The 20,840-nt window shown below is 64.9% G+C and carries 19 protein-coding genes and 2 pseudogenes; 12 read left to right on the top strand and 9 right to left on the bottom strand.

From position 1 onward, the window contains the following. Positions 1 to 269: 269 nt before the first annotated feature. The 3 genes and pseudogenes from rnhA to IG04_RS48910 form a co-directional block, all read right to left on the bottom strand. A pseudogene (rnhA, locus tag IG04_RS45160) lies at positions 270 to 713 on the bottom strand (ribonuclease HI); the annotation flags it as partial. Positions 714 to 724: 11 nt separating this feature from the next. After that, a complete protein-coding gene (locus IG04_RS0112560) occupies positions 725 to 1,102 on the bottom strand; it encodes a DUF1801 domain-containing protein (protein ID WP_030476779.1) in 378 nt (125 codons plus the stop codon). 114 nt (positions 1,103 to 1,216) lie between these two features. Next, complete coding sequence (locus IG04_RS48910; protein ID WP_030476778.1) at positions 1,217 to 2,179, bottom strand: amidase family protein; 963 nt, start codon at positions 2,177 to 2,179, stop codon at positions 1,217 to 1,219. Positions 2,180 to 2,189: 10 nt separating this feature from the next. Between IG04_RS48910 and IG04_RS0112550 the strand changes: the two genes are divergently transcribed. The 3 genes from IG04_RS0112550 to IG04_RS42545 are packed head-to-tail and all read left to right on the top strand — an operon-like array spanning position 2,190 to position 3,666. Beyond that, positions 2,190 to 2,771: a DUF7711 family protein gene (locus tag IG04_RS0112550; RefSeq protein WP_144065441.1), complete on the top strand. Its 582-nt coding sequence runs from the start codon at positions 2,190 to 2,192 to the stop codon at positions 2,769 to 2,771. A gap of 48 nt (positions 2,772 to 2,819) precedes the next feature. Beyond that, positions 2,820 to 3,377 carry a hypothetical protein gene (locus IG04_RS48080; RefSeq protein WP_245816348.1) on the top strand — a complete coding sequence of 186 codons (558 nt, stop codon included), beginning with the start codon at positions 2,820 to 2,822 and terminating at the stop codon, positions 3,375 to 3,377. A 19-nt stretch (positions 3,378 to 3,396) separates the two neighbouring features. Beyond that, the gene (locus IG04_RS42545; protein WP_245816346.1) at positions 3,397 to 3,666 is read left to right on the top strand and encodes a PIN domain-containing protein; all 270 of its coding nucleotides are present in this window, start codon (positions 3,397 to 3,399) and stop codon (positions 3,664 to 3,666) included. Between the two features lie 49 nt (positions 3,667 to 3,715). On the opposite strand, the pseudogene IG04_RS45155 reads toward IG04_RS42545, so the two are convergent. Then, positions 3,716 to 3,907 (bottom strand): annotated as a pseudogene (locus IG04_RS45155) (MBL fold metallo-hydrolase); the annotation flags it as partial. Positions 3,908 to 3,939: 32 nt separating this feature from the next. On the opposite strand from IG04_RS45155, the gene IG04_RS0112525 reads away from it, so the two are divergent. Continuing rightward, entirely contained in the window at positions 3,940 to 5,445 is a 1,506-nt protein-coding gene (locus IG04_RS0112525) for a recombinase family protein (protein WP_051769710.1), read from the top strand. Between the two features lie 36 nt (positions 5,446 to 5,481). Here the strand turns inward: IG04_RS0112525 and IG04_RS0112520 are convergent, their stop codons facing one another. Further along, the gene (locus IG04_RS0112520) at positions 5,482 to 6,237 is read right to left on the bottom strand and encodes a hypothetical protein (protein WP_144065440.1); all 756 of its coding nucleotides are present in this window, start codon (positions 6,235 to 6,237) and stop codon (positions 5,482 to 5,484) included. Between IG04_RS0112520 and IG04_RS0112515 the strand changes: the two genes are divergently transcribed. From IG04_RS0112515 to IG04_RS0112500, 4 genes are all read left to right on the top strand, one after another. Further along, positions 6,227 to 6,433 (top strand): helix-turn-helix domain-containing protein, encoded by a 207-nt coding sequence (locus IG04_RS0112515; protein WP_030476773.1) that lies wholly within the window; start codon positions 6,227 to 6,229, stop codon positions 6,431 to 6,433. The two genes, IG04_RS0112520 and IG04_RS0112515, sit on opposite strands and share 11 nt — an antisense overlap. Positions 6,434 to 6,824: 391 nt before the next feature. Continuing rightward, positions 6,825 to 7,181, top strand: coding sequence for a plasmid mobilization relaxosome protein MobC (locus IG04_RS43925; protein ID WP_159460482.1), 357 nt, complete (start codon positions 6,825 to 6,827; stop codon positions 7,179 to 7,181). 125 nt (positions 7,182 to 7,306) lie between these two features. Continuing rightward, the gene (locus IG04_RS0112505; RefSeq protein WP_159460481.1) at positions 7,307 to 8,734 is read left to right on the top strand and encodes a relaxase/mobilization nuclease domain-containing protein; all 1,428 of its coding nucleotides are present in this window, start codon (positions 7,307 to 7,309) and stop codon (positions 8,732 to 8,734) included. A 343-nt stretch (positions 8,735 to 9,077) separates the two neighbouring features. After that, on the top strand, positions 9,078 to 9,905 hold the full coding sequence (locus tag IG04_RS0112500) for a phosphotransferase (RefSeq protein WP_030476770.1): 828 nt from the start codon (positions 9,078 to 9,080) through the stop codon (positions 9,903 to 9,905). Here IG04_RS0112500 and IG04_RS0112495 read toward each other — a convergent pair. From IG04_RS0112495 to IG04_RS46420, 4 genes are all read right to left on the bottom strand, one after another. Then, complete coding sequence (locus tag IG04_RS0112495) at positions 9,886 to 11,100, bottom strand: JmjC domain-containing protein (protein ID WP_030476769.1); 1,215 nt, start codon at positions 11,098 to 11,100, stop codon at positions 9,886 to 9,888. The genes IG04_RS0112500 and IG04_RS0112495 overlap by 20 nt on opposite strands. Positions 11,101 to 11,364: 264 nt before the next feature. Beyond that, positions 11,365 to 11,667 carry a hypothetical protein gene (locus IG04_RS46425; RefSeq protein ID WP_144065438.1) on the bottom strand — a complete coding sequence of 101 codons (303 nt, stop codon included), beginning with the start codon at positions 11,665 to 11,667 and terminating at the stop codon, positions 11,365 to 11,367. Next, positions 11,667 to 12,029: a recombinase family protein gene (locus IG04_RS0112485; RefSeq protein WP_051769701.1), complete on the bottom strand. Its 363-nt coding sequence runs from the start codon at positions 12,027 to 12,029 to the stop codon at positions 11,667 to 11,669. Before IG04_RS0112485 ends, IG04_RS46425 begins: the two co-directional genes overlap by 1 nt. Next, positions 12,030 to 12,242, bottom strand: a complete 213-nt coding sequence (locus IG04_RS46420; RefSeq protein WP_144065437.1) for a hypothetical protein — start codon at positions 12,240 to 12,242, stop codon at positions 12,030 to 12,032. A 239-nt stretch (positions 12,243 to 12,481) separates the two neighbouring features. Here IG04_RS46420 and IG04_RS0112475 point away from each other — a divergent pair, with 239 nt between their 5' ends. The 4 genes from IG04_RS0112475 to IG04_RS0112460 all read left to right on the top strand — a co-directional run. Continuing rightward, positions 12,482 to 13,696, top strand: a complete 1,215-nt coding sequence (locus IG04_RS0112475) for a helix-turn-helix domain-containing protein (RefSeq protein WP_030476767.1) — start codon at positions 12,482 to 12,484, stop codon at positions 13,694 to 13,696. 20 nt (positions 13,697 to 13,716) lie between these two features. After that, the gene (locus IG04_RS0112470) at positions 13,717 to 14,229 is read left to right on the top strand and encodes a flavoprotein (protein ID WP_036014494.1); all 513 of its coding nucleotides are present in this window, start codon (positions 13,717 to 13,719) and stop codon (positions 14,227 to 14,229) included. A gap of 469 nt (positions 14,230 to 14,698) precedes the next feature. Then, positions 14,699 to 17,971 carry a DISARM system SNF2-like helicase DrmD gene (drmD, locus tag IG04_RS0112465; RefSeq protein WP_245816342.1) on the top strand — a complete coding sequence of 1,091 codons (3,273 nt, stop codon included), beginning with the start codon at positions 14,699 to 14,701 and terminating at the stop codon, positions 17,969 to 17,971. 29 nt (positions 17,972 to 18,000) lie between these two features. Further along, positions 18,001 to 20,840, top strand: a 2,840-nt coding sequence (locus IG04_RS0112460) for an Eco57I restriction-modification methylase domain-containing protein (RefSeq protein ID WP_248782522.1), incomplete at its 3' end; no start/stop codon positions are given.

The raw sequence follows: 20,840 nt of genomic DNA, 5'->3' as shown, positions 1-20,840 counted from the left end.
GGGACGTCTGCGAGCGCTCACCCGAACAGTTCGAGCGCGTTCTGGTGGTGCTCGCACCGCCCGCCACCGGTGGCGATGGAGCAGGGCGTGCCCTTCTTCGTGGTGGCACCGCACTGCAACGCCGGGTCGTGGATGTGGCACAGGCCGTTCGAGCCCGCCGTGATCGGGCAGGGCGTGCCCTTCTTCGTGGGCGCGCCGCACGGTTCGCCGCTCAGTTCGCGCGGCTGCTTGGGCTTCGCGGCTTTCTTCGGCTTCGCCTGGGGCTGCTTGACTTCACGCCCCGTCACCTCTTCGACACCGCGCACGGCGAGACGGTCGGCGCGCTCGTTCTCCGGGTGACCCGCGTGGCCCTTGACCCAGTGCCACTCGACCTCGTGCCGATCGGCGGCTTCCTCCAGGCGGCGCCACAGATCGGAGTTCTTGACCGGCTCACGGGCCTTCGTGAGCCAGCCGTTCAACTTCCAGCCGTGTACCCACGACGTGATGCCGTTTCGGACATAGGTGCTGTCCGTGTACAGGTTCACGGTGGACGCGCGGGTGAGGCTCTCCAACGCCATGATGGGCGCCATCAGTTCCATGCGGTTGTTCGTCGTCGGGCCGATGTCACCGCCGTACATGTCCTTCTCGTGCGCGCCGTAACGCAGCACGGCACCCCAGCCACCCGGTCCGGGATTGGGACTGCACGCACCGTCGGTGTAGATCTCGACCTCCATGCGGCATGAGGCTACCGACGCGGTCCGACACCTTTGCGCTGACGGTTGTTGGCGATGATGTGGCGGAACATCTCGACGAGCGCCGGCGCGTTGATCGGCTGGTCTCGATACACGGAGATCATGCGCGCGGTCTTGTTGCCGTGGCCGCTCGTGATGATGTTGTGCGGGTCCGGCACGATCGCCTTGTCGTAGAGCATCACGTTCACGTGGTCCTTGGTGCCGAGCAACGCGCACACGTTGCCGTCCAGCACGAAGTAGGGCCGGTTCGTGAACTTGATCGTCTCCTCGACGTCCGGGTCGGCCTCGTGCACGAGCCTGCGCACCTCGCGGCAGATGTCCTGCTGCCAGTCCGGCAGCCCGGCGATGTAGTCGTCAACACGTGTGTCCATAGCCCTGTGTCGCAGCCTCTCGCCGTTTCTCGACATCGTGCCGTGACGGTCTAGTGCGGCAGCCAGCTCGCCCGTGGCCTCCTTCGGGTGACGAGGACACCGCATGGGCCGTGATCAGCGAGGTGAATTGGGGCCAAAGAACTCGATCGGGCGGTTCTGCAGAACGGCGCGGGCGGCGGCGACCAGGTCCGCTTCCCGGCCATGCCGCGCCACGGCCTGCAGCCCGACCGGCAGGCCGCACGAGTCGAACCCGGCCGGGATGCTGATCGCCGGATGGCCGCTGAGGTTGAACGCCCACGTCAGCGCCGTGTTGATGCGCGGACCCGGGCCGTCGTGCCCATGCGGTGGGCCGGGGGTGGTCGGCGTGAGCAGCAGGTCCGTGGTCTCGAACAACGAGTCCAGCGCCGGATTCGGGCCGCAGCGGTCCGCGAACCAGTCGGAGGCGGGGTCCTTGAGCGACAGCGAGACAGCGCGCGGGCGCAGGGCGGCGGCCGCACGCCGGGCGATCGACGCCTGTTCGTCGTCGACCGCGGCGAAGCCCAGGTCCGTGGACCAGACGGCAGAGGGCGAGCTGACCTCGGTGATGCCGAGGTAGGTCGCGAGCAGGGACGGGTCGCGGGTGAAGACGCCGACCGCCGCCCGTTCGGCCGAGGTCGTCTTCAGGCCGAGGACGCCGCACCACGCGGCCGGGATGCGGATCGAGCCCGCGCCGTCCACGCCGGTGGCCAGCGGCACGATGCCGGACGCCACCGCGACGGCCGAACCCGCTGATGAACCGCCCGGTGTGCGGTTCAGGTTCCACGGGTTGCGTGTGAGGCCGCGAGAGTTGCGGCCCCACGTCTGCCACGGGGTGCTGCCATCGGGCGTGGTGGTCAGGCCGATCGGTACGCAACCCATGGCGACCAACGCTTCCCGGTGGCTTCGGCGTTCGCCTCGCTTCACCGCGATGGGCATGCCCGCGAACGGCAGCGAAGGGTCGACCTCAAGAGAGGGTGTGCGGAAGACCTCGTGGAACGCACACAGCGTGGGTTCCATCGAAGCCAGCCGTGCCATCGCCTCGGCCACGCGGTCAGGCATGATCCACCTCGTGAAATGGACTCGCGCTGTGCACCACCTGGCCGAACTCGCCGAGAAGTGCGGCGAGCTGCCGGCCTCGTTCTCCCGATTCCAGGTGGTCGAGGTGTGGGTGTTCGGCGAGCTGCTCGACGTCCCCCGGGATGTCGACGCCATCGAGGTCGCGCTGGTCACGGACCTGCCGGTCGAGGAGGTGCCGTGGATGAGCGAACCGGTCGGGGCCGAGCACTGGGCGAACTCGACGCGGCTGTCGCGCAACCCGTTCGAGGCGCGGTGGCGATCGAAGGACGCTCCGGTGTGGAACCACCGCATCGAACGGCCCGCGCTGGTCTGGAGCGCGGCGGACGGCATCAACGAGGAAGCGCTCGTCGCGGTCAGCGACGGCACGGGTGAGCTCGTGCGCCTGGCCGCGCCGTCGGCGGAGGACCTGCGGCAGCGCGTCGAGGACGAGTTCGCGGTGAGCCTGAGGGCGTTGCGGCGCGAGAACCAGGCCTACACCGACCACCGCTGGAGCCCTGGCAAGCTCACGCCGTACTCCGACGCCCTGTGGCGCACGACCACCGGATATCTGGACCTGCTCGACGTGGTCGACTGACGCCGAAACCACGACGGCCGAGCCGTCCGCCGCGCTGGTTTGCGCGCCGTGCAGAACAGTCGCCGCGAGTTCGCATGGCTCTGGGGCCCGGTGGCGCTGGTGCTCCTCGCTCTTTTCAACGTCAGCGACTATGCCCTGCTGTCGAAGCGCGGCGCGCATTTCGGCGTCAGCAAGTACTCCGTCGCGACGCTCGGCCTCCCGGCGCTGGCGGTGATCGCCGGCGTGTGTCTCACGAGACACAGGCAGTGGCTGCTCGTCCTGGGCAGCGCCGGTGTACTGGTCGCGTCGGTCGAGTCGCAGGTGCACTTCTTCAGTCTGAGGCCGGGCACCTCGGGCATTATCGACTGGCTGGGCGTCGCCGGTGCGGTGCTGATCGTCATCGGCGTGCTGGCCGTCACCCGCGATGGCCGGTCGACCGTGGCCTGCCCTGCTCATCAGCCTCTACCGCGACGAGGACCGCGTGGGCGACTTCGATCCGTGGGAGCGCAACCGTGGCTGAACGTCCCGAATCCGGGGTGCTCGACACGTGCGCCTACATCGACCTCGGTCTTCTGGACCCGGCCGAACTGCCGGCGATACCTGAACTCACCGCGTCACGATGGCTGAGTTGCACCAGGGTGTGGTGATGGCCAAGGACGCGGCCTCCAGGGCCGCACGCACCGAGAAGCTCGGAGCGGCGATAGTGGACTTCGAGCCACTGCCCTTCGACGGTCAGGCAGCCGCCCGGTACGGCACGTTGGTCGCGCTCACAATGGCGGCGAACCGGAATCCGAAGCCTCGGCGGACGGATTTGATGATCGCCGCTGTCGCGTCATCGCGTGGATTGCCGCTTTACACGCGAAATGCCGAGGACTTCAAAGGGCTCGACGGCATGGTCACGATCATCGAGGTCTGATCGCGGTCGCCAGGAGAGCCCGCACTGGCAGGCTCCCCGTCCGGTCAGGTCACCAGCCGCGCGAACGCCACTCCGCGAGCGAGGGGCGCTCCTTGCCGAGCGTCGAGTCGTCGCCGTGACCGGGGTAGAACCACGTGTCGTCGGGCAGCACGGCGAACAGCCGGTCCTCGACGTCGTTGATCAGCGACGCGAAGTTGTCGGCGGACGTGGTCTTCCCCACACCCCCCGGAAAGAGTAAATCACACTAGCGGTGAACATCGGTAGCCTATTCTCATGACCGAGGTCGTGGGGATCTACGCGCGCATCAGCGAAGACCCGATGTTGCAGGAGAAGGGCGTCACCCGCCAGCTTGAGGACGGTCGTGTACTCGCGCAGTCCCGTGGGTGGACTGTCCTCGACGAGTGGGTCGACAACGACCTGAGCGCACTGCGCGGGGGACCGCGGCCTGCGTACGAGGCGCTCATGAAAGCGGCTTCGCGCGGCGAGATCACCCGCATCGTCGCCTACGGCATGGCGAGGCTGTGGCGCAATCGCAAGGAACGCGTGGACGCGATCGAGCTGTTGGCAGCGGCCCGCGTGTCCATTTCGCTGGTGAAAGGCTCCGACATCGACCTCACGAGCGCAGCCGGCCGCATGGTCGCGGGCATCCTCGGCGAAGCCGACACGTTGGAGTCAGAGCTCAAAGGCGAACGCGTTGCCCGTGCCGCACTGCAGCGCGCCGAGGAGGGCCGTGCCAACGGTGCCGTGGCATACGGGTGGCGGCGGGTCTACGAGCAAGACAAGAACGGTCGTGTCTTGGGCTTCACCGACGAGGTGGACGAGGCGGAAGCGGCCATCGTGCGCGAGATCGTCGATCGCCTGCTCGCACGGGAGTCCTTGAACGTGATCACCGCGGACTTGAACGCCCGCAAGGTCCCAACGCCGTACGGCGGCGACCGATCGTGGGGCACAAGCTCAGTCCGGAAGTTGGCGCTTCGGCTGTCCAACATCGCTCGTCGGAAGCGCGCCGGAGAGGACTTCGGACCGGCAGCCTGGCCGCCGATCGTCGAGCAGGACAAGCACGATCAGGTGGTCGCGCTCCTCACCGATCCCTCGCGAGTGCAGACGCGTGGAGGTGCCCGACAGCATCTTCTGACGTTCGGAATCGGCTGCTGTGGCAAGTGCGGTTCAGCGCTTCGAGTCTCCAACAGGTGGGTGAACCAGCGCCGCAAGGAGCTCGGCAAGACACCGCTCTACGTCTGTGATGCGGCGTCCTCGTGCGTCGGGCGGCGTCAGGAATGGGTGGACGACCTGGTGGAACGCGTGGTTGTGCGACGGCTCCAGGAACCCGATGCCCGCGACCTGCTGACTCGGGACGATGTCGCCGCGCAAGCCGCACGAGAGCATGCCGCTGGCATCCGCGCCCGGCTCCAGGCCGCAGCCGACGACTACGCGGACGACCTGCTTGATCGCGAGCAGTTCCACAGGATCAACGCGAAGCTCCGGCCGGCTCTTGAAGAGGCTGACCGAGAAGCCATGCGTCTGGTTGTCGGTGTTCCCAGCGACATGGTCACCGAGATGGTTGGGCCTCAAGCGCAGGAGCGTTGGAAGCAACTGACCGTGCTTCAGCGCCGGGCACTCCTCACGGCGATGGGTGTCACGGTCACGATCATGCCGTCCCGAGGTGGCCCGGGCTTCAAGCCCGAGTCGGTCAAGATCCAGTTCGAACGGGACGACGATCAAGCCACTCGCGAAGCGATTCGCAATCTGGCCACGGATCTCTTGGAAGCCCGTTCCTGAGCTGTCTACTGTGGTCACATGGGTACTCGGGGGAGCTCAGAGGCGCGGCGGGACGCAGTGGTGCGTCAGGTAACCGCGCCCGCCGCTCGCGCCGAGTGCTACTCCGCGCGTGAGATCCATCGACGAGTGCACCTCGTTCGCGAGCTGCGTAAGTCCCTTCCGCCTGAAGAGATGCAGGCCATCGAAACGGCGTTGCCTCGCGGTCTGCTCGGGGGCTTCGAGGCCTTCGCCGACCGAATCGACGCGGCGAACACGCGGGTTTCCGCGAGTCATCCGAAGCGGCTCAGGCTGCTGGCGAAGGTGATGGATCTTCCGTTCACGGTTCACCAAGAGCTGATGATCCTCAGCGAACATGACCCGTTTAAGCGGTCCGTAAGCCGTGACTTTGGCCGTGCGTACGGCTTCGGTGTGAAGTCCGCAGATCGACCAACGATCGCGCTTGAGGTCGACGCTGCGATGCGACTCATCCGGCTCTTGGTGTTGCTGTCCAGGGCTGCCGAACAAAAGTTTCCTGTGTCGGTCCTGCTGTGGCTGCTTGACCTCCTCGCCGGCGAGTTCGTCGCGCCGCCGGCTACCGAGCCGTTGCAGAACGCGCCACCCGCGCGTCGAGCGCGTCCACCAGGTCGACTTGTCGTCACCGGTCCGCGCGTTGCCCGTGCTCCAGGACGCCGCGTCCCTCGCAGCTCGTTGCAGCGAGGGCCGGGATGGGCTGTGCGCGTTCGGGGGAACGCTGTAGCCGCATAGCGCGTCGCTGGCCTTCCTGTTCAGGAAAGGCCACACCGTGGCAGACAAGACTCCACCTGCTTACCTCCCTGTGTCGGAGGCGGCCGCACATCTGTCCGTCTCCGAGGTCACAATCCGCCGGGCGATCAGGGCCGGAAAGCTCCCGCACATCCGTCTTGGACGGCTCGTGCGGGTCGCCGTCGACGACCTCGACGCGTTCGCGGCGGCCCATCGGGTAGCGGGGGTGACCCGTGACCCGCAGTAGAAGGACACGCGAAAAACCTGCTCGTCACATCGACGACTACGTCGAGGAGATCGTGCGTAGCGCGCCGCCGTTCAGCGCGCGGCAGCGGCTGAGGATTGCCGCGATCTTGTCGACCGGCGACGACTCCAGTCCACGCGGCGGATGTCGTTGACCGGCTTGATTTTCGGGGTGCCGGTGCGCGTTGTGACACCGGCACCTCGCCGCTCCCAGCAGGAGTGTCGACAGGAGCAAGGTAGACAAAAAGCAGCCTTTGGCCTCGCTGGCCGACGGCCATCAAGCTTGGCTCATCCGGGGGGATGGCATGGCGCGTAACGGAAGCATCGGGGGATACCGACCGCACGCTCTGCAGAAGCGTGACTTCGCGAAGACAGCACGGTTCAACGAGCCCGAGATGAGTGCAGTCGTTTCAGCCGCAGCGCGAGCACAGCTCCAAGTCGGTGCATGGATCGCAAAGGCAGCCGTTGAAGCGGCACTCGCTGACAACAACCCGCGGCGAGTAGCCGCGAAGGCGATCGGGCAGCAGCTGATGCAGGTACAGACGGAGCTTCAGCAGCTACGTCGCGCGAGCGTCCTGCACGGCAACAACCTGAACCAGTTGGCGGCTGTAGCGAACACGACCGGCGAAGTCGGCATCGCTTCGTCTCGCGTCATCGCGAACATCGATCGAGTCGTGGCTCAACTGGATGAGCGCTTGTCCGCAGTCGATGCACTCCTGGCACGCATCGTCGATCGCTTCGAGTCGACATGATCGGAAAGGTGACGCGCGGCTGGAACGTCTACGGCCTCATCCGCTACCTGATGGGACCAGGAAGCACCGAGCAGTCGGCGCACACGGATCAGCACGTCTTCGCGACGTGGGACAGTCGTCCCGAGGTGCACCAGCCCGAGCAACTCGGAACCGACCGGTTCGACATCGGTGCCTTGGTCGCAGCTCTTCGGGCACCTGCAGCGCTCGCCGGGGTGCCGAAACGGCGTCCGCGTGAGGACGGCTGGCCAGGCACTGTCAGCCGGGTTCCGAAAGGTCCTGTCTGGCAGTGCTCGTTGCGCAACCATCCTGACGACCCTCTGCTGACGGACGAGCAGTGGGCAGAGGTGGTGGCGGACGTACTGCACCGCACGGGGATTGCCGAGCGCGACGATCCCGGCGGCTGCCGATGGATAGCGATCCGTCACGCGCCTGACCACGTGCACATCGCCGCGGTGCTGGTTCGACAAGACACCGGCGAACTTGTGCACCCGCACCGCAACTACGACTTCCGGCGGGTGAAGGAGGCGTGCAACGCAGCCGAGGAGCGATATCGCCTCACAAGCACCGGCGCCGCGGACCGGACAGCGACACCTCGTCCCACTCGCGCTGAGCTGGAGAAGGCCTCCAGGCTCCACGCCGCCGGCAAGAGGCAGGCGGACGTTGCGATTCGCATCAGGCTGCGCCGCCAGGTATCCAGCGCCGCTGCTGCCGCGCGGAACTGGGACGAGTTCCTGGAGTACCTGGCGTTGGCGAATGCGACGGTACGCGTCCGTCAAGGTCACCACGGCCGGATCCTCGGCTACTCGGTCACGGACGCCTCCGACCCGGCGTGCCGCACCGCGTCGGGTGATCCGCTGTACTTCGCCGGAGGAAAGCTCGGTCCGGATCTCACCTACTCGAAGCTCATGAGCCGGTGGAAATCGGTGGAGACGGCCGTGCCTGCCTCGGTGCAGGTGATCGTCGATGAGGTTGTTCTGCCTGCACGTGAGCGGATGCGGCACCGCGGACCATTGAACAAGACCGAGTTCGGACAGGAGGCTATGCAGGGCATCGCTCATGCGACAGGCGACATGCTGTTGGCTCTCGTCGTTGTCGCGGATGCGGATCGAGTGCCACTGCTGATCGACGCATGGGAGACATACGCGCGGGCCGGCCGCGTACCCGAGCAGATCCTGCTGCGGCGGTGGGCAGCGGTGTCGCGCGATCTGCGTACGGCTGCCAACCAACTGATCAGAGCAGGTATGCGTAATCCAGCACGCCAACGGGCCACACCCGGCCAGTTCATCGCGCTCTTGATAGCGGTGGCAGCGCTCGTCGCCGAGATTGCGGCCTGGCACGAGGCGCACCAGCGCCACGTCGCGGCTCGGCACGCGTGGGCCACCCACGGTGTGCTCGATCAAATAGTGCCTGTGCAGGCAAACCGCCTGGAACCACCAGCTCTCGCGCCGCCGATGGCTGCAACAAACCTGCGTCGAGAGCTGACCAAAAGACCGTCGGCAGGAGTGCACTCAAGCCGTCAGTCAGCTTTCCCGACGAGCGGTCGCTCGCGGTGACGAACTCAAGATCAAGCTTGCCAACCGTCAAGTCAAACAGTCGAAAAGTCCGTCCGCCTGTAGGTCTTATGGGCGGAACAAACTGTGGGACGACACCGGAGGGATATCGAACGTCTGCCTTTTCTATGAGTGGGCGTTCGGTGCAATCATCGGCCGATTCGGTAGCAACTGCGCGGTGGTGACTGCAGGTCGATCGCGCGACGGCCTCTGCGGAAAACCTGACTGGTGGTGCCCGTGCGTCACTCATGCAGGTGATGGTGTCGGCGGTTCGAGTCGTAGGTGGATTCATTCTCCAATTGCGAGATGTGTCTAGTTTGCTTCGACGTGCGCTATATTATTCTGTATGTCCCTCGATCTTCGTAAAGTCTCGTGCGATGACATCATTGCCCGCGCGCAGACGGCATTGCAGACTAGCTTCGACATAGACACCGAAGTGCGAAAACGGCGCTCGTTGGGCTTCCGCGCAGGCCGCGGTACGTGGGTGCGCATTGAGGTCCGAAGTCTCGACCGCATCGACGGTCAAGGCTGGGGCATTGAATGCGCGGCGATGCTGACTGGCATCGCTATGCCTTCCTGGTACCAAGGAGTTTCCTGGATCGACCACGAACGCGGTGTGATGTGGCGAGCAGACGAAACCGAGTGTGTTTCGGACCAGGCTGTGAAGCTCGGTGGCACTCTCACCGCCGCGCCGGACCTGTCCGAATCGTGGTGGTCGACCTTTAGCGCCTCAATGACGACGCTGGCCGCGCACACCACGACCCGGACGGCCACCCCGCACCTGCAACCCATTACGCAAAGGCGATTCAGCGCCACCATCCACCAGGCCTTCCCTGAGTTGGACTCCCACATCGGGGAGTGGCGGGTGGCTCATGCAGATCTCGCCTGGGGCAATCTGACCGCCCCGAACTGCTACTTCCTCGACTGGGAGGACTGGGGTATGGCGCCCCGCGGCTTCGATGCTTCGGCGCTGTGGAGTGCGTCGCTTGCCGTGCCCGAGCTAGCGGACCGCGTCTACCGTGCGTGCCAGGCCGACCTTGACAGCCCCACTGGCAAACTCGCACGCCTCTACCACTGTGCTGAGATCATGGCCGCCCCCGCCGGCTACGCCGGGCCGTTGCTCAAACCAGCCGAGGCCCACGCGGCAGGGCTGGTCAAGGAGCTTCAGGGGTAAGCAAGCCGTCGTATCCGGCTGCGAGTTCGGGCGTGACCTCGGCGCAGATGCCCTCGCGGATGAGCGTCTCCGCGATAGTCATCGCGTCGAGGCCCGTCGCTGCGGCCACCTTGTCGACGAAGACCGGCCTGCCGCACGTCAAGAGCTCAACAGCAGGCAACGCCTTGGCGGCGAAGGTGATGCGCCGTGTAGCGGCAGCCACGACGATGCGGTCACCGTCCTGTTCGATACGCGGCGGAAACTCGGTCATGCAGACGACCGAGAGCGGCATCCCGAACAGCCCGTGGGTGATGACATGACGAGCGCTGGACGATTGGTCCTCACGCGCCGCCAGGAAGTCGTCCAGCGAGTGAGTGGCGGCCAGTCGCACCGCCATGTCTGTGAAGGCCAGCTGTTGCTCTTTGCGCGCGCCGGTCGTGCCCCAGCGGTCTACGTCATGGCGCATCAGCTCGGCCTGACGCGACTCGTCGGCAATCCACGTGAAGTAGTCCACGCCGGTGCGCTTGGGGAACCCGAACGTCAGATGCAGGCTGAACCCATCGCCGCGTTCTTGCCGCGTGGCCTGGTGCCAGTAGCCGCGCGGGATGTGCATGACCTCGCCGGTTTGGAGCGTGCCCTTCCACACGATCTCGTCAGTCGGCGTCGGGTTCGGCACCGCGTCGCGGTACATCGGTACGGGTCGCGACAGGCCACGCACTTCCCAGGACTTCTCCCCGGCCACCTGCACGATCACGACATCGTGATCGTCCCAGTGCATCTGGAAGCCTGCCGCGCTCCCGGTGGTGAGGTAAGCGTTCACCTGCACCAGTTCGCGCGACCGCCATTGCAGCGCCCGACAGGCCACTTCCAGCGTCGCGTCGTAGGCGTTCACGCCGTCTAGCACCAGCGTGCAACCCTCCTTGAGGAGGATGCCGAGCCGTTCCATGTCCACCATCTGAACGGCCTCGGCGCGCCGCATCGCTTTCGTGGTCAGGTATGTCTGCGGGTGCACGTAGTCGCCGTCTTGAAGGCAACTGATACGAGCGGCGCTGAGGCTGCGCCGCATGATGAGATCAAGGAGACGGGTAGGGGTCATCAGCCGCCCGCATAGGTCGCGATCGGCGAGCTTGCCTCGGGCGAACGTGTCGCCGAGTTCTGACGGGCCGTCCCAACACAGCGCCTTCTCGATAGCGCCAACCAATCGATGATGGTTCATAACAGAGTCCTCCGAATTGGCAGGAGGGACCCCGCTGTGGGCAGAGCGGAGTCCCTCCCGGACTACGAGTGCGAACTAGTGAGCTGGCGGTTTACGGGTCACGGGTGTCGCCCCAATCGCCCTGCGCGCCATCGGACAACTGCACTTCCGTGCGGTCCTGGACGATCGGCGTCCGCTCGACGCCGAGCACCAACTCTTCGGGTGCGGTCATACGTCACCTCCCTTCGGATAACTGGTTTCCTAGATCCCTCCAAGGAGGGCGGCTTATGACGTGCGCTTACCGGGGCGATGCGGCGACGGCACACTTTTGGTGTTGCCGCGAGCCCGCATGTAGGGCCGCACAAGTTCGGGTGGTTCTTCCAGTTGCCAGGCGGCCAGCACCAGCGTTGGATGGTCGTCTTCTGCCGGATACGCGGGCGCTTTGGCGTCTGGTGACACTTGCTTTAGCGCCCAGACCTCAGCCCTCACGCGTCGCCGTTCTTTCAGTACGTCGGCTAGCACCCACCACAGGACGCCCGCGCCGATCAGGCCGAGGACAACGAACGCGAGTTGGGTTGGCCCGTCCATCAGGCACGATCCATGACGATGATGTGGGCCTTGGTGTTGGAAATGAGCAAACCCAGGATCTTCAGCGTGGTGTCGTCGCGTGACAAGTGCTCAATGCTCGGCACGACCAGGCCGTACGTCTCGGGTAGTTCGAGCACATCGAGCAGGCCACTCAGGCCCGCTCGTTTGACGCAGTCGTGCGGTACGCCGCGGTCGGTGAACACGCCCGCGAGCTGGTAGCCCGCCTCGCCGCAGAAATGCGCCATGTCCTTGTGCCAGGCGGCAATCTCAAGCGCGCCAGACGTTTCAGGACGGAGGTAGCCGTAGACCACGCGGGGGACAGCGAGGAGTTGCAGCAGTTCGTCGTCTGTGACTGCCATCATTTAGAACGCCTCGATCAGGAAACAGGCCCGCTTCATCTGGGCGCACGGCCACCCCTCACCACAGGCCTCGCACAGCCCCGAGGCCTTCTGCGGCGTGTGGAGAAACAACGCGATCACGACGCGGCAGTACAGGTCGGCCGGCTCGGGCAGGGGCCGAAGTGGCGCCACTGCTTTACGTACCAACGGAATCACGCGGGCTAGCGTCGTCGCCATGATCGGTGCTCCTGGTTGCGGGCGTTTGGCGGCACCCAGCGGTGGGGACATCTCAGCCGCAGACGAGCGAGGGAGAGCTATGTGAGGCTGCTCGCCTGCGGTTCGGGGAGAGGTCTGTCAACCCGCCGCCGGGTGCCAACGAGGACGTTAGAGCGACAGCGCGTCACGGCTTGTACAAAATGTGTGACTGTCTGATCGGTAGAGTGAAACCGTCTTCGCAGGAGCCGGGGAGGTGATGCATGGAGCCATCTGACGAGCACATTGGCGCGCGAGTGCGGTATTGGCGGGAACGGCGCAAGCTGTCCCGCAAGCAGTTCGCCGACATGGTCGGGCGCTCCACCTCATGGCTGGACAAGATCGAATCCGGCGAACGCGACCTGGTGCGGCTGCCCATGATCGAGCGGGTGGCCGAGGCGCTCGGACTGGACCCGGCCGTCCTGAGCGACGAGTCCCGCGCCCAGCGCGCCCGGCAGTGCGTTGACGCCTGCGAGGTGCAGTCGATTCGCCGCGCGCTGGCGGCCTATCCCGGCCTGCAGTCAGGAAAGCCCGAAGTCGTTGCACTGGAAGCCGTCACGGGCCAAGCCTTCTATCTGGACCATGCGTGGATGACCTCGCGCTTCACCGTCGTGGCGCGGCATCTGCCGTCGCTGATGGCTGAGGCGCAAAGAGCCGTCCAGACGGCCTCTGGCCGTGACCAGGTGGCGGCCTACCGCGTTCTGGTCACCGTGTACCGCTTGGCTTCATCCATGCTCCTCAAATTCGAGGCCAACGACGTCGCCTGGCTGGCGGCTGACCGAGCGATGCACACCGCGATGCTCGTCGACGACACCTGGTCTCTTGCGCGAGCCACCCGCAGTGTCGCCCGCGCCATGACGAGCATCGATGAACAGGCTCAGGCCATCACCACGCTGCTGGCGATGGCAGATCGCATGCATGGTGAGGTCAACACCAACGCGGCCGAGCTGCTATCGCTGCACGGGATGCTGTACCTGGCCGCTTCCATTACTGCGGCTGAGCAGGAGGATCCAGGTCTTGCGCGGGACATGCACGAAGCAGCACGCGCGACGGCCCTGCGGTACGAGCCGCATTACAACGACCATCACACCTTCTTCGGGATGACCAACACCCAAATTCACCGAGTAGCGGCGTTGGTGCGGCTCCGTGAGTGCGGACAGGCCTTGGAGTTTGCCGCCAGCATCGACCCCAAGGCGGTCGCTGGCTTGTCTGCCGAGCGGCAGTCCAACTACTTGCTCGACCTCACCGAGGCGCATACCGGCGTCGGCAACTACCGCCAGGCGGTGCGGATGCTGGGTCGCGCCGAACAGATCGCACCCGAGGAGGTTCGCTGTCGGCCGCTTGCGCACGGCCTGTTGCGATCGCTTCTGGGTAGCACCAGCGGCGAGTCAGCCCGGCTCGTCGGTCAGATGGCCAGTCGTGCGGGAGTCGAAGCGTGAGTGCACCCGTTCTATACCTCATGATCTGCGGAGCGGGTCCAGCCGACCACATCGACCGCATGGTGAAGCTGGCCCAGGTGGACGGCTGGGACGTGTGGTGCATCGCCTCGCCGTCCGCGGTTGAACACTTCCTCGACCTGGAGGCGCTTGAAGCCCTCAGCGGTCACTCGGTACGGACGGGTCACCAACGGGCCGGACAGCCGGCGTTGCCCAAAGCCGCGGCTGTCATCGTGGCCCCTGCTACGTACAACACGATCAACAAGTGGGCTGCCGGCATAGCCGACACCTACGTGCTGACCCAGCTGGCCGAGCTGACTGGACTCGGCGTACCCATCGCCGTGCTTCCGTTTGTGAACACGGCGTTGGCGAACAACCGGGTCTTCCATCGCAGCGTGGCAGAGCTGCGAGAGTCCGATGTGACCGTGCTGTTTGGGGAAGGTGGCTTCATCCCGCATCCGCCTCGCACTGGCGGCAAGGTCATGGACTCGTACCCGTGGCAGGCGGCATTGGATGCGGTGAAGGCCAGCATGTAGGGGCTCGGCGACGTCCCCCGACTCGCAGTTGTCAGAAGAAAGCGAACAGTCTTCAGGTTCGTGTCGGCTGTAGAACGTCACGAGCGACGGAAACCCCATGCAGTGACCTGCGTCTCACGTTCGAGTGTCAGCGGCCCCTCGAGCGCGTGGCGTATTTGCAGAGACGGTCATTGACCAATTTGTGCTGGGACCGTGGCTCGTCCAGCGGATTGATTGGCGTTGGAGAAAGATATCGACTATTACCTGCGCTGTGTTACAGGCGATGGGAGATCCAGTTGCTGGCGCGAGTCTGCTGCCCAGATCCAGACCACTTTCTCCTGGACGACTTCTGCTGGCCACGCTCGTAGCAGGCGGCTGACAGCGGGGTCGATATCGAGCCCTGGATCGGTTTGCGCTGGTCGGATCTCCAGCGACGCAGCGGGACGACACCGACATGGATCGCCTCTTGCTGCTGCCGAAAGAGTGAATCGTGCTGCTCAGCCAGCGTCTTGTGTCGGAGGGATTCGCGAAGGGGACGCTTTCGGTGCAGGTCGCTGATAAGTTTCTAGTCGTGCCTGGGATTGATACCGCCACGGTCGCTGCGGAGAGTTCGAAGCGCAGCACATCGGCTATACCGCCCCTGCCCGAGCCTGGGCAGGTTGTCGAGGTGCGTGGCTCGACATGGGCCGTCGCCGATGTTCGCGCTCAAGGGCTGCCACGCAGTCCGGCTGATGAGGCGACCGCGCAGCTTTCCCACGTCGTCGTCCTCCAGTCGCTGGACGAGGAACGTCTCGGTGAGCAGCTCTCGGTGGTGTGGGAGCTGGAAGTCGGCCACACCGTCACGCCGGCGCAGGGTTTGCCGGACATCGTCTACGCGGACGCCTTCGACGAACCGGCAACACTCGCTGGATTCATCGACGCGATGCGTTGGGGAGCGGTCACAAGTGCCGACCCGAACCGCTACCAGGCGCCCTTCTGGTCAGGCGTGAACGTCGAGGCATACCAACTCGAACCGCTCCGCCGCGCCCTCGGCGCACCCCGCGCCAACCTCCTCCTGGCGGACGACGTCGGTCTCGGCAAGACGATCGAGGCAGGCCTGGTCATTCAGGAGCTGTTTCTGCGGCACCGTGCACGCACCGCAGTGATCGTGTGCCCGCCGAGCCTTGCGCTGAAGTGGCAGGACGAGATGCGCGAGAAGTTCGGACTCGAGTTCACGGTCGTCAACTCCGAGTTGATGGCGCAGGTGCGTCGCACCCATGGCCTGCACGCCAACCCGTTCCAACTCTTCCCTCGTGTGATCGTCAGCATGGCCTGGCTTCCGCAGGTCCGCGCTCAACGGCTGCTCCGTGATGTATACGCCCAGGCCACCAATCCCAGGACCGGGAGACGGTACGCGTTCGACGTTCTGGTGGTCGACGAGGCTCATCACGTCGCACCTTCCAGCCCGTCGGCCATCGCTGGTGGCCGCGGCTACGCAGTGGACACGCAACGTACGGTCGCGGTCCGTCAGATCGCAGAAAAGTCTGAGCACCGCCTGTTCCTGAGCGCGACCCCACATAACGGTCACCCGGAGTCGTTCACCGCTCTGATGGCGATGATCGATCCACGTCGATTCGCCCGCGGTGCGAACCTGGACCCCGTCGCGTTGAAGGACGTTACGGTTCGGCGGCTCAAGACCGACTTGACCGGCAAGGGCTTCAAGCAGCGCAAGGTCAGCATTCTCGACGTCACTCCGTCAGACTCCGAGCAGCAGATGTTCTCTCTGCTGGACGAGATCGTCACCAAGAGCGCAAAGCAGAACGGCACCAAACCTGGCGGTGACATCGTCACCATGTTGCTGAAGAAGCGCTTCCTCTCCAGCCCGTTCGCATTCGGGATGACGCTGAGCCACTATCTGTCGTCCAAGGCAGGTCGTGGGTTGTCGGACGATGAGTACGACGACATCTTCGGCGAGGGTCAGGCAGATGAGGAAGAAGGCCTGTGGGAGCAGGACGAGGCTGAGAAGCTTCGGGAGTCCAAGGGCTCTGACCCGCTGATCGCTGCCGAGTCAGGCCAGTTGGAAGCCCTCATGGAGTGGGGGCTTAGTTACGAGAGCCGTGCTGACTCTCGACTCGACCGGCTGATCGGTTTCCTTGAGGCCGTTTGCCGTCCCGACGGCAGTACATGGTCCAACGAGCGCGTCGTTGTGTTTACGGAATACGCCCACACGATCGATTGGGTCGCCCGCGTCCTGAACCAGCGCGGCTACGCAGGCGACCGCCTCGCGGTGATCCAGGGCTCGACACCGACCGACGAGCGCGAGTACATCCGATCGCAGTTCACTGCCGACCCTGCGAAGGAGCCTGTGCGGGTTCTGCTCGCCACCGATGCCGCAGGTGAGGGCATCGACCTCCAGACCTACTGCCATCGCCTGGTGAACTTCGATATCCCGTTCAACCCGTCCCGTCTTGAGCAACGCATCGGTCGAATCGACCGCTACGGCCAGACCGAGGAACCCCGGGTGTTCCACTTCGTCCCCGTGGCCGACTCGTCCACCTACGGTGCCGACCTGAGCTTCATGGAGCGCATCGCCCGCAAGATCGCCCAGGTCGAATACGACCTGGGGTCGGCCAACCAGGTCGTCGGCGAAGAGATCCAGGGTCACTTCGGCAAGCGGGCTCTGACCAAGGTGAAGTCAAAGCGTCTCGACGCCAACGAGGTCATCAACTCCGCTCTCGCCGGCGGTATGGAGCTCAACGCTCGCTTGACACAGTTGGAGCAGCGCTATCGCGTGTCGCGCACCGAGATGCACCTCGATCCAGCCAACCTCCGGCGAGTCGTCGACACTGCACTGCGCATCAATCACCAGTCACCGCTCATACCGAACTACGACTTCGCGCAGGACACGGATGCTGAGGTCTTTACAGTCCCGGTCCTCACGGCTGGCTGGCACGGCACCTTGCGCGGACTCGATACCCGTCTCAATCCCGGCGTTCTTCGCCCCATCACCTTCGATTCCGAAGCGGCAGAAGGACGTGCCGATCTGGTCTACGTCCACTTGGGACATCCGATTGTGCAAAAAGCTCAAAGACTTCTGCGCCGCTCGCTCTGGAGCGTCGACTCACCGCTTAGCCGCGTTACCGCTGTCGTGGTCGACGATCTTGACGAGTCTTTCGTCGCAGCGGTCACCCGTATGGTCTTGGTCGGCCGCGGTGGCGTTCGCCTGCATGAGGAGGTCTTCCTCGCCGGTGTCCGATTGAAGGGACGCCGGGCAATGGCCGAGGAGAAGGCCGAGTTGGCGCTCGACAAGGCACTTGACCGTGAGCGCCTATCGCCCGCAGACGAGCGAGTGCGCGATCAACTCTGCAACCTGTGGAACGTCCCCGACGCTCCACTTCGTCTCCGGCTCGAAGAGTCGATGGAGGCTCGTGCTGGAAGGCGGCATGAGTTGGTGCTGGAGCAGCTCACCAGGCGTCAGGCCGCAGACGTACAGCGTGCCAAGGAGATTTTCGCGGCTTTCCGCGCGAACCTGCGAGACTCACTCGCCCGTCTGAGGGACGAAGAAGCCGAGGCGCGTGGGCAGTTGTTCAGCGACCCCGACCAGCAGCGACAGTGGAGGCGTGACATCGAGGCGATGTCCCGTCGTCTTGACGAGCTTGACGACGAAGAGACGCGAGAGATTGCGGCCATCACTGACCGCTATGCAGATGTCAAGCCGCACGCCACCGCAGCAGCGGTCGTGTTCGCGTTGACCCGCAGCGATGCAGACAGGTGGTCTGAGTGATGGCACGCGCAACGTCACGTGGTCGCAAGGTGATCAACGCTACCGACCAACACAGGGCATGGCTCGAACTCGTCGACGCCGAAGGCCCGTTCCTCGCCATTCCGCCGCTCAAGCGGGTGTGGCCACAGGGGATGCCCAGCCTCGCAGCTGACCGCAAGAACGCACTCACCGGTGCCCGCAAGGACTTCGAGTCTGCGTGGGAGAGCCTCGACCGATCCCCAGACTCCGAGTCTGCCCTCGATGACTACCGCGTCGCCCGCGACAAGTGGATCGAAACGGTTCTGCGTGATGTCGCGGGTTGGGCCGAGTCGCTGTCGTGGGGCGAGGTTCCAGGCATCGAGGCGCAGTCACCTAGCCATGCCGTCACGATCCGAGCGCAGGCAGCCCTCAACGGTGCCGACGGCATCGGCGCCCTCGTCCACGTCGTCGAACCTGTCGACTCGTTGCGCCAGACATCTGGTGACCTGTGGGCGGCGAACCCGATTGATCGGGTCGAGGTGATGTTGCGGGAGAACAAGATCCCAATCGGCATCGTCACCGACGGTCGCTGGTGGGGCTTGGTCTGCGCACATGAAGGCATGATGGCCGCATCCGGCATCATCGATGCACTGACCTGGATTGAGGAGCCCCGGACACGCGACGCGTTCCTCACCCTGATCGGGCGCCAATACCTCATTGGTGGCGACCCGGCGGAGCGTCTGCCTGTTCTGTTCAAGGAGTCGGTCGCCGCAGCCGAGGAGATCACCGAGGCTCTCGGCGCTCAGGTGCGGCGAGCCGTCGAACTGCTGGTCCAGTCATTCTCTGAATCGGCCGCCGATGAACGTCTCCGCGGTCTCCCTGACCCGTTGCCGGAACGCACCCATGACAGCTACGAGGGCGCTGTCACGGTGATGATGCGAGTCGTCTTCCTGCTTTTCGCCGAGGAACGAGGGCTCCTGCCATCTGGTGAGCTGTTCGAACAGGGCTACGGCATCGCCCGCGAACTCGACCGTCTCATCGAACGCGAGACCGAGGAGAGCGAGGAAGCGCTCGACTCCACATCGCTCACCTGGCATCGACTTCTCGCCACAAGCCAGGCCCTCTACCAGGGCGCCAGCTTTGAGAACCTCCGTATGCCAGCCTACGGCGGTTCACTGTTCGACCCGGTGAGGTTCCCTTTCCTGACAGACACGAACGAACAAGGCACGCTAGCGATCACGGTGTCGGACCGAGTCATGCTCCACGTCCTTCGGTCGGTCCAGATCGCCGACATCAAGGGCGAAGCGCGCCGCATCTCCTTCCGCGACATCGACGTTGAGCAGATCGGCTACATCTACGAGGGCCTGCTCGGCTACACCGCGGTCATTGCTGGCGAAACCACCGTCGGACTGAAGGGCACCCCAGGCGAGGAACCTGAGATCCCGCTTGCGAAGCTTGAAGCGCTCGCTGCCAAGCACGCTGATCCGAAGAAGCTTGCCGCCGCGATCCGTGCGTTCGTCGAGGAAGATCAACCTTCGTCGAAGCCGTCCTCCGCAGCCGCAATCGCTAAGGCTACCGACGCCCAAGTCGAGCCCAGTGTGGTCAGCGCGCTCACGCAGGCCGTCGGAGACGATCTTCATCTGCGTGACCGGGTGAAGCCGTGGCTCGGGCTGATCCGCCTTGACCTCCGCAAGCGCCCCTTCGTCGTCCTCAAGGACGGTCTCATCGTTAAGGAGACGCCTTCCCGCAAGAACGCCGGCGCCCACTACACGCCCAAGTCACTGGCCGAAGAGGTTGTCCTCCACGCACTTCAGCCACTCTGCTACTCACCCGGTCCACACCAGACTGCTGCCGAGGAACAGTGGAAGCTCAGGCCCTCTAACGAGCTCTTGGAGCTCAAGGTCGCTGACATCGCGTGCGGCTCCGGCGCCTTCCTCGTCGCAGCAGCCCGTTACCTCTCCGAACGCGTGGTCGAGGCATTGACCGCGGAAGACCCGGCCAACATCGGACGCAAGGACCTCTACACCCGCGCGATGCGGCAGGTTGTTGCCAACTGCCTCTACGGCGCCGACATCAACGACATGGCCGTCGAGATGTGCAAGCTCTCGCTCTGGCTCGTGTCACTCGACCGCGACCTGCCGTTCTCGTTCGTCGATGACAAGGTCTTCGTCGGCAACTCACTGCTCGGCCTCACCAGAATCGACCAGCTCCAACGGCTTCACATCAACCCGGCCAAGGACCGCGGAGAATCCCTCTTCAGCCGCCTCATCGATGTCGACGCGATTCTCCACCGCGCCGCCGAGATCCGGCGCCGACTGCTGGAGGAGATCGACGAAACCCACCCTGTCCGCAACAGCACGGCGAAACGCCGTCAGCTCGCCCAGTTCCGCGAGGTGACTTCGGATCTTCGCAAGCTCGCTGACGGCGTCGTAGCCGCTGGTCTTCCACTGGGTGGAAAACCCGGCAAGGCACTAGACGAGGCGTACGAGAACCTCCGCGTCGCCGTTCGTGCTGCGTACCCAGACAAGGGCGAGGGCGACAGTGCGTTTCTCGAGTCGCTCATCGACGACCGTCTCAAGCCGACGGTGAAAACGGACTACGAGCGCTGGAAGCCTCTGCACTGGATCATCGAGGCCCCCGACGTCATGATCGACAACGGTGGCTTCGATGCAGTCGTCGGTAACCCGCCCTTCCTGGGCGGTAAAAAGATCAGTGGTGCTGTGAGCACCGAGGTGCGCGAGTGGCTGGTCAACCAGCTTGCAGGAGGAACAAAGGGAAACGCTGATCTTGTCGCCTACTTCTTTCTTCGTGCGACCTCACTCCTGCAGAGGAAGGGCACCGTCGGACTGGTCGCCACGAACACGGTCGCCCAGGGCGACACGCGCGAGGTCGGCTTGGACGCGATGGTCGC

The sequence above is a fragment of the Lentzea albidocapillata genome (assembly GCF_000719115.1).
Classification (GTDB): Bacteria; Actinomycetota; Actinomycetes; order Mycobacteriales; family Pseudonocardiaceae; genus Lentzea; species Lentzea albidocapillata.
Note: the sequence above shows the minus strand (reverse complement) of the source record. Positions and strands in the feature narration are given on the sequence as shown.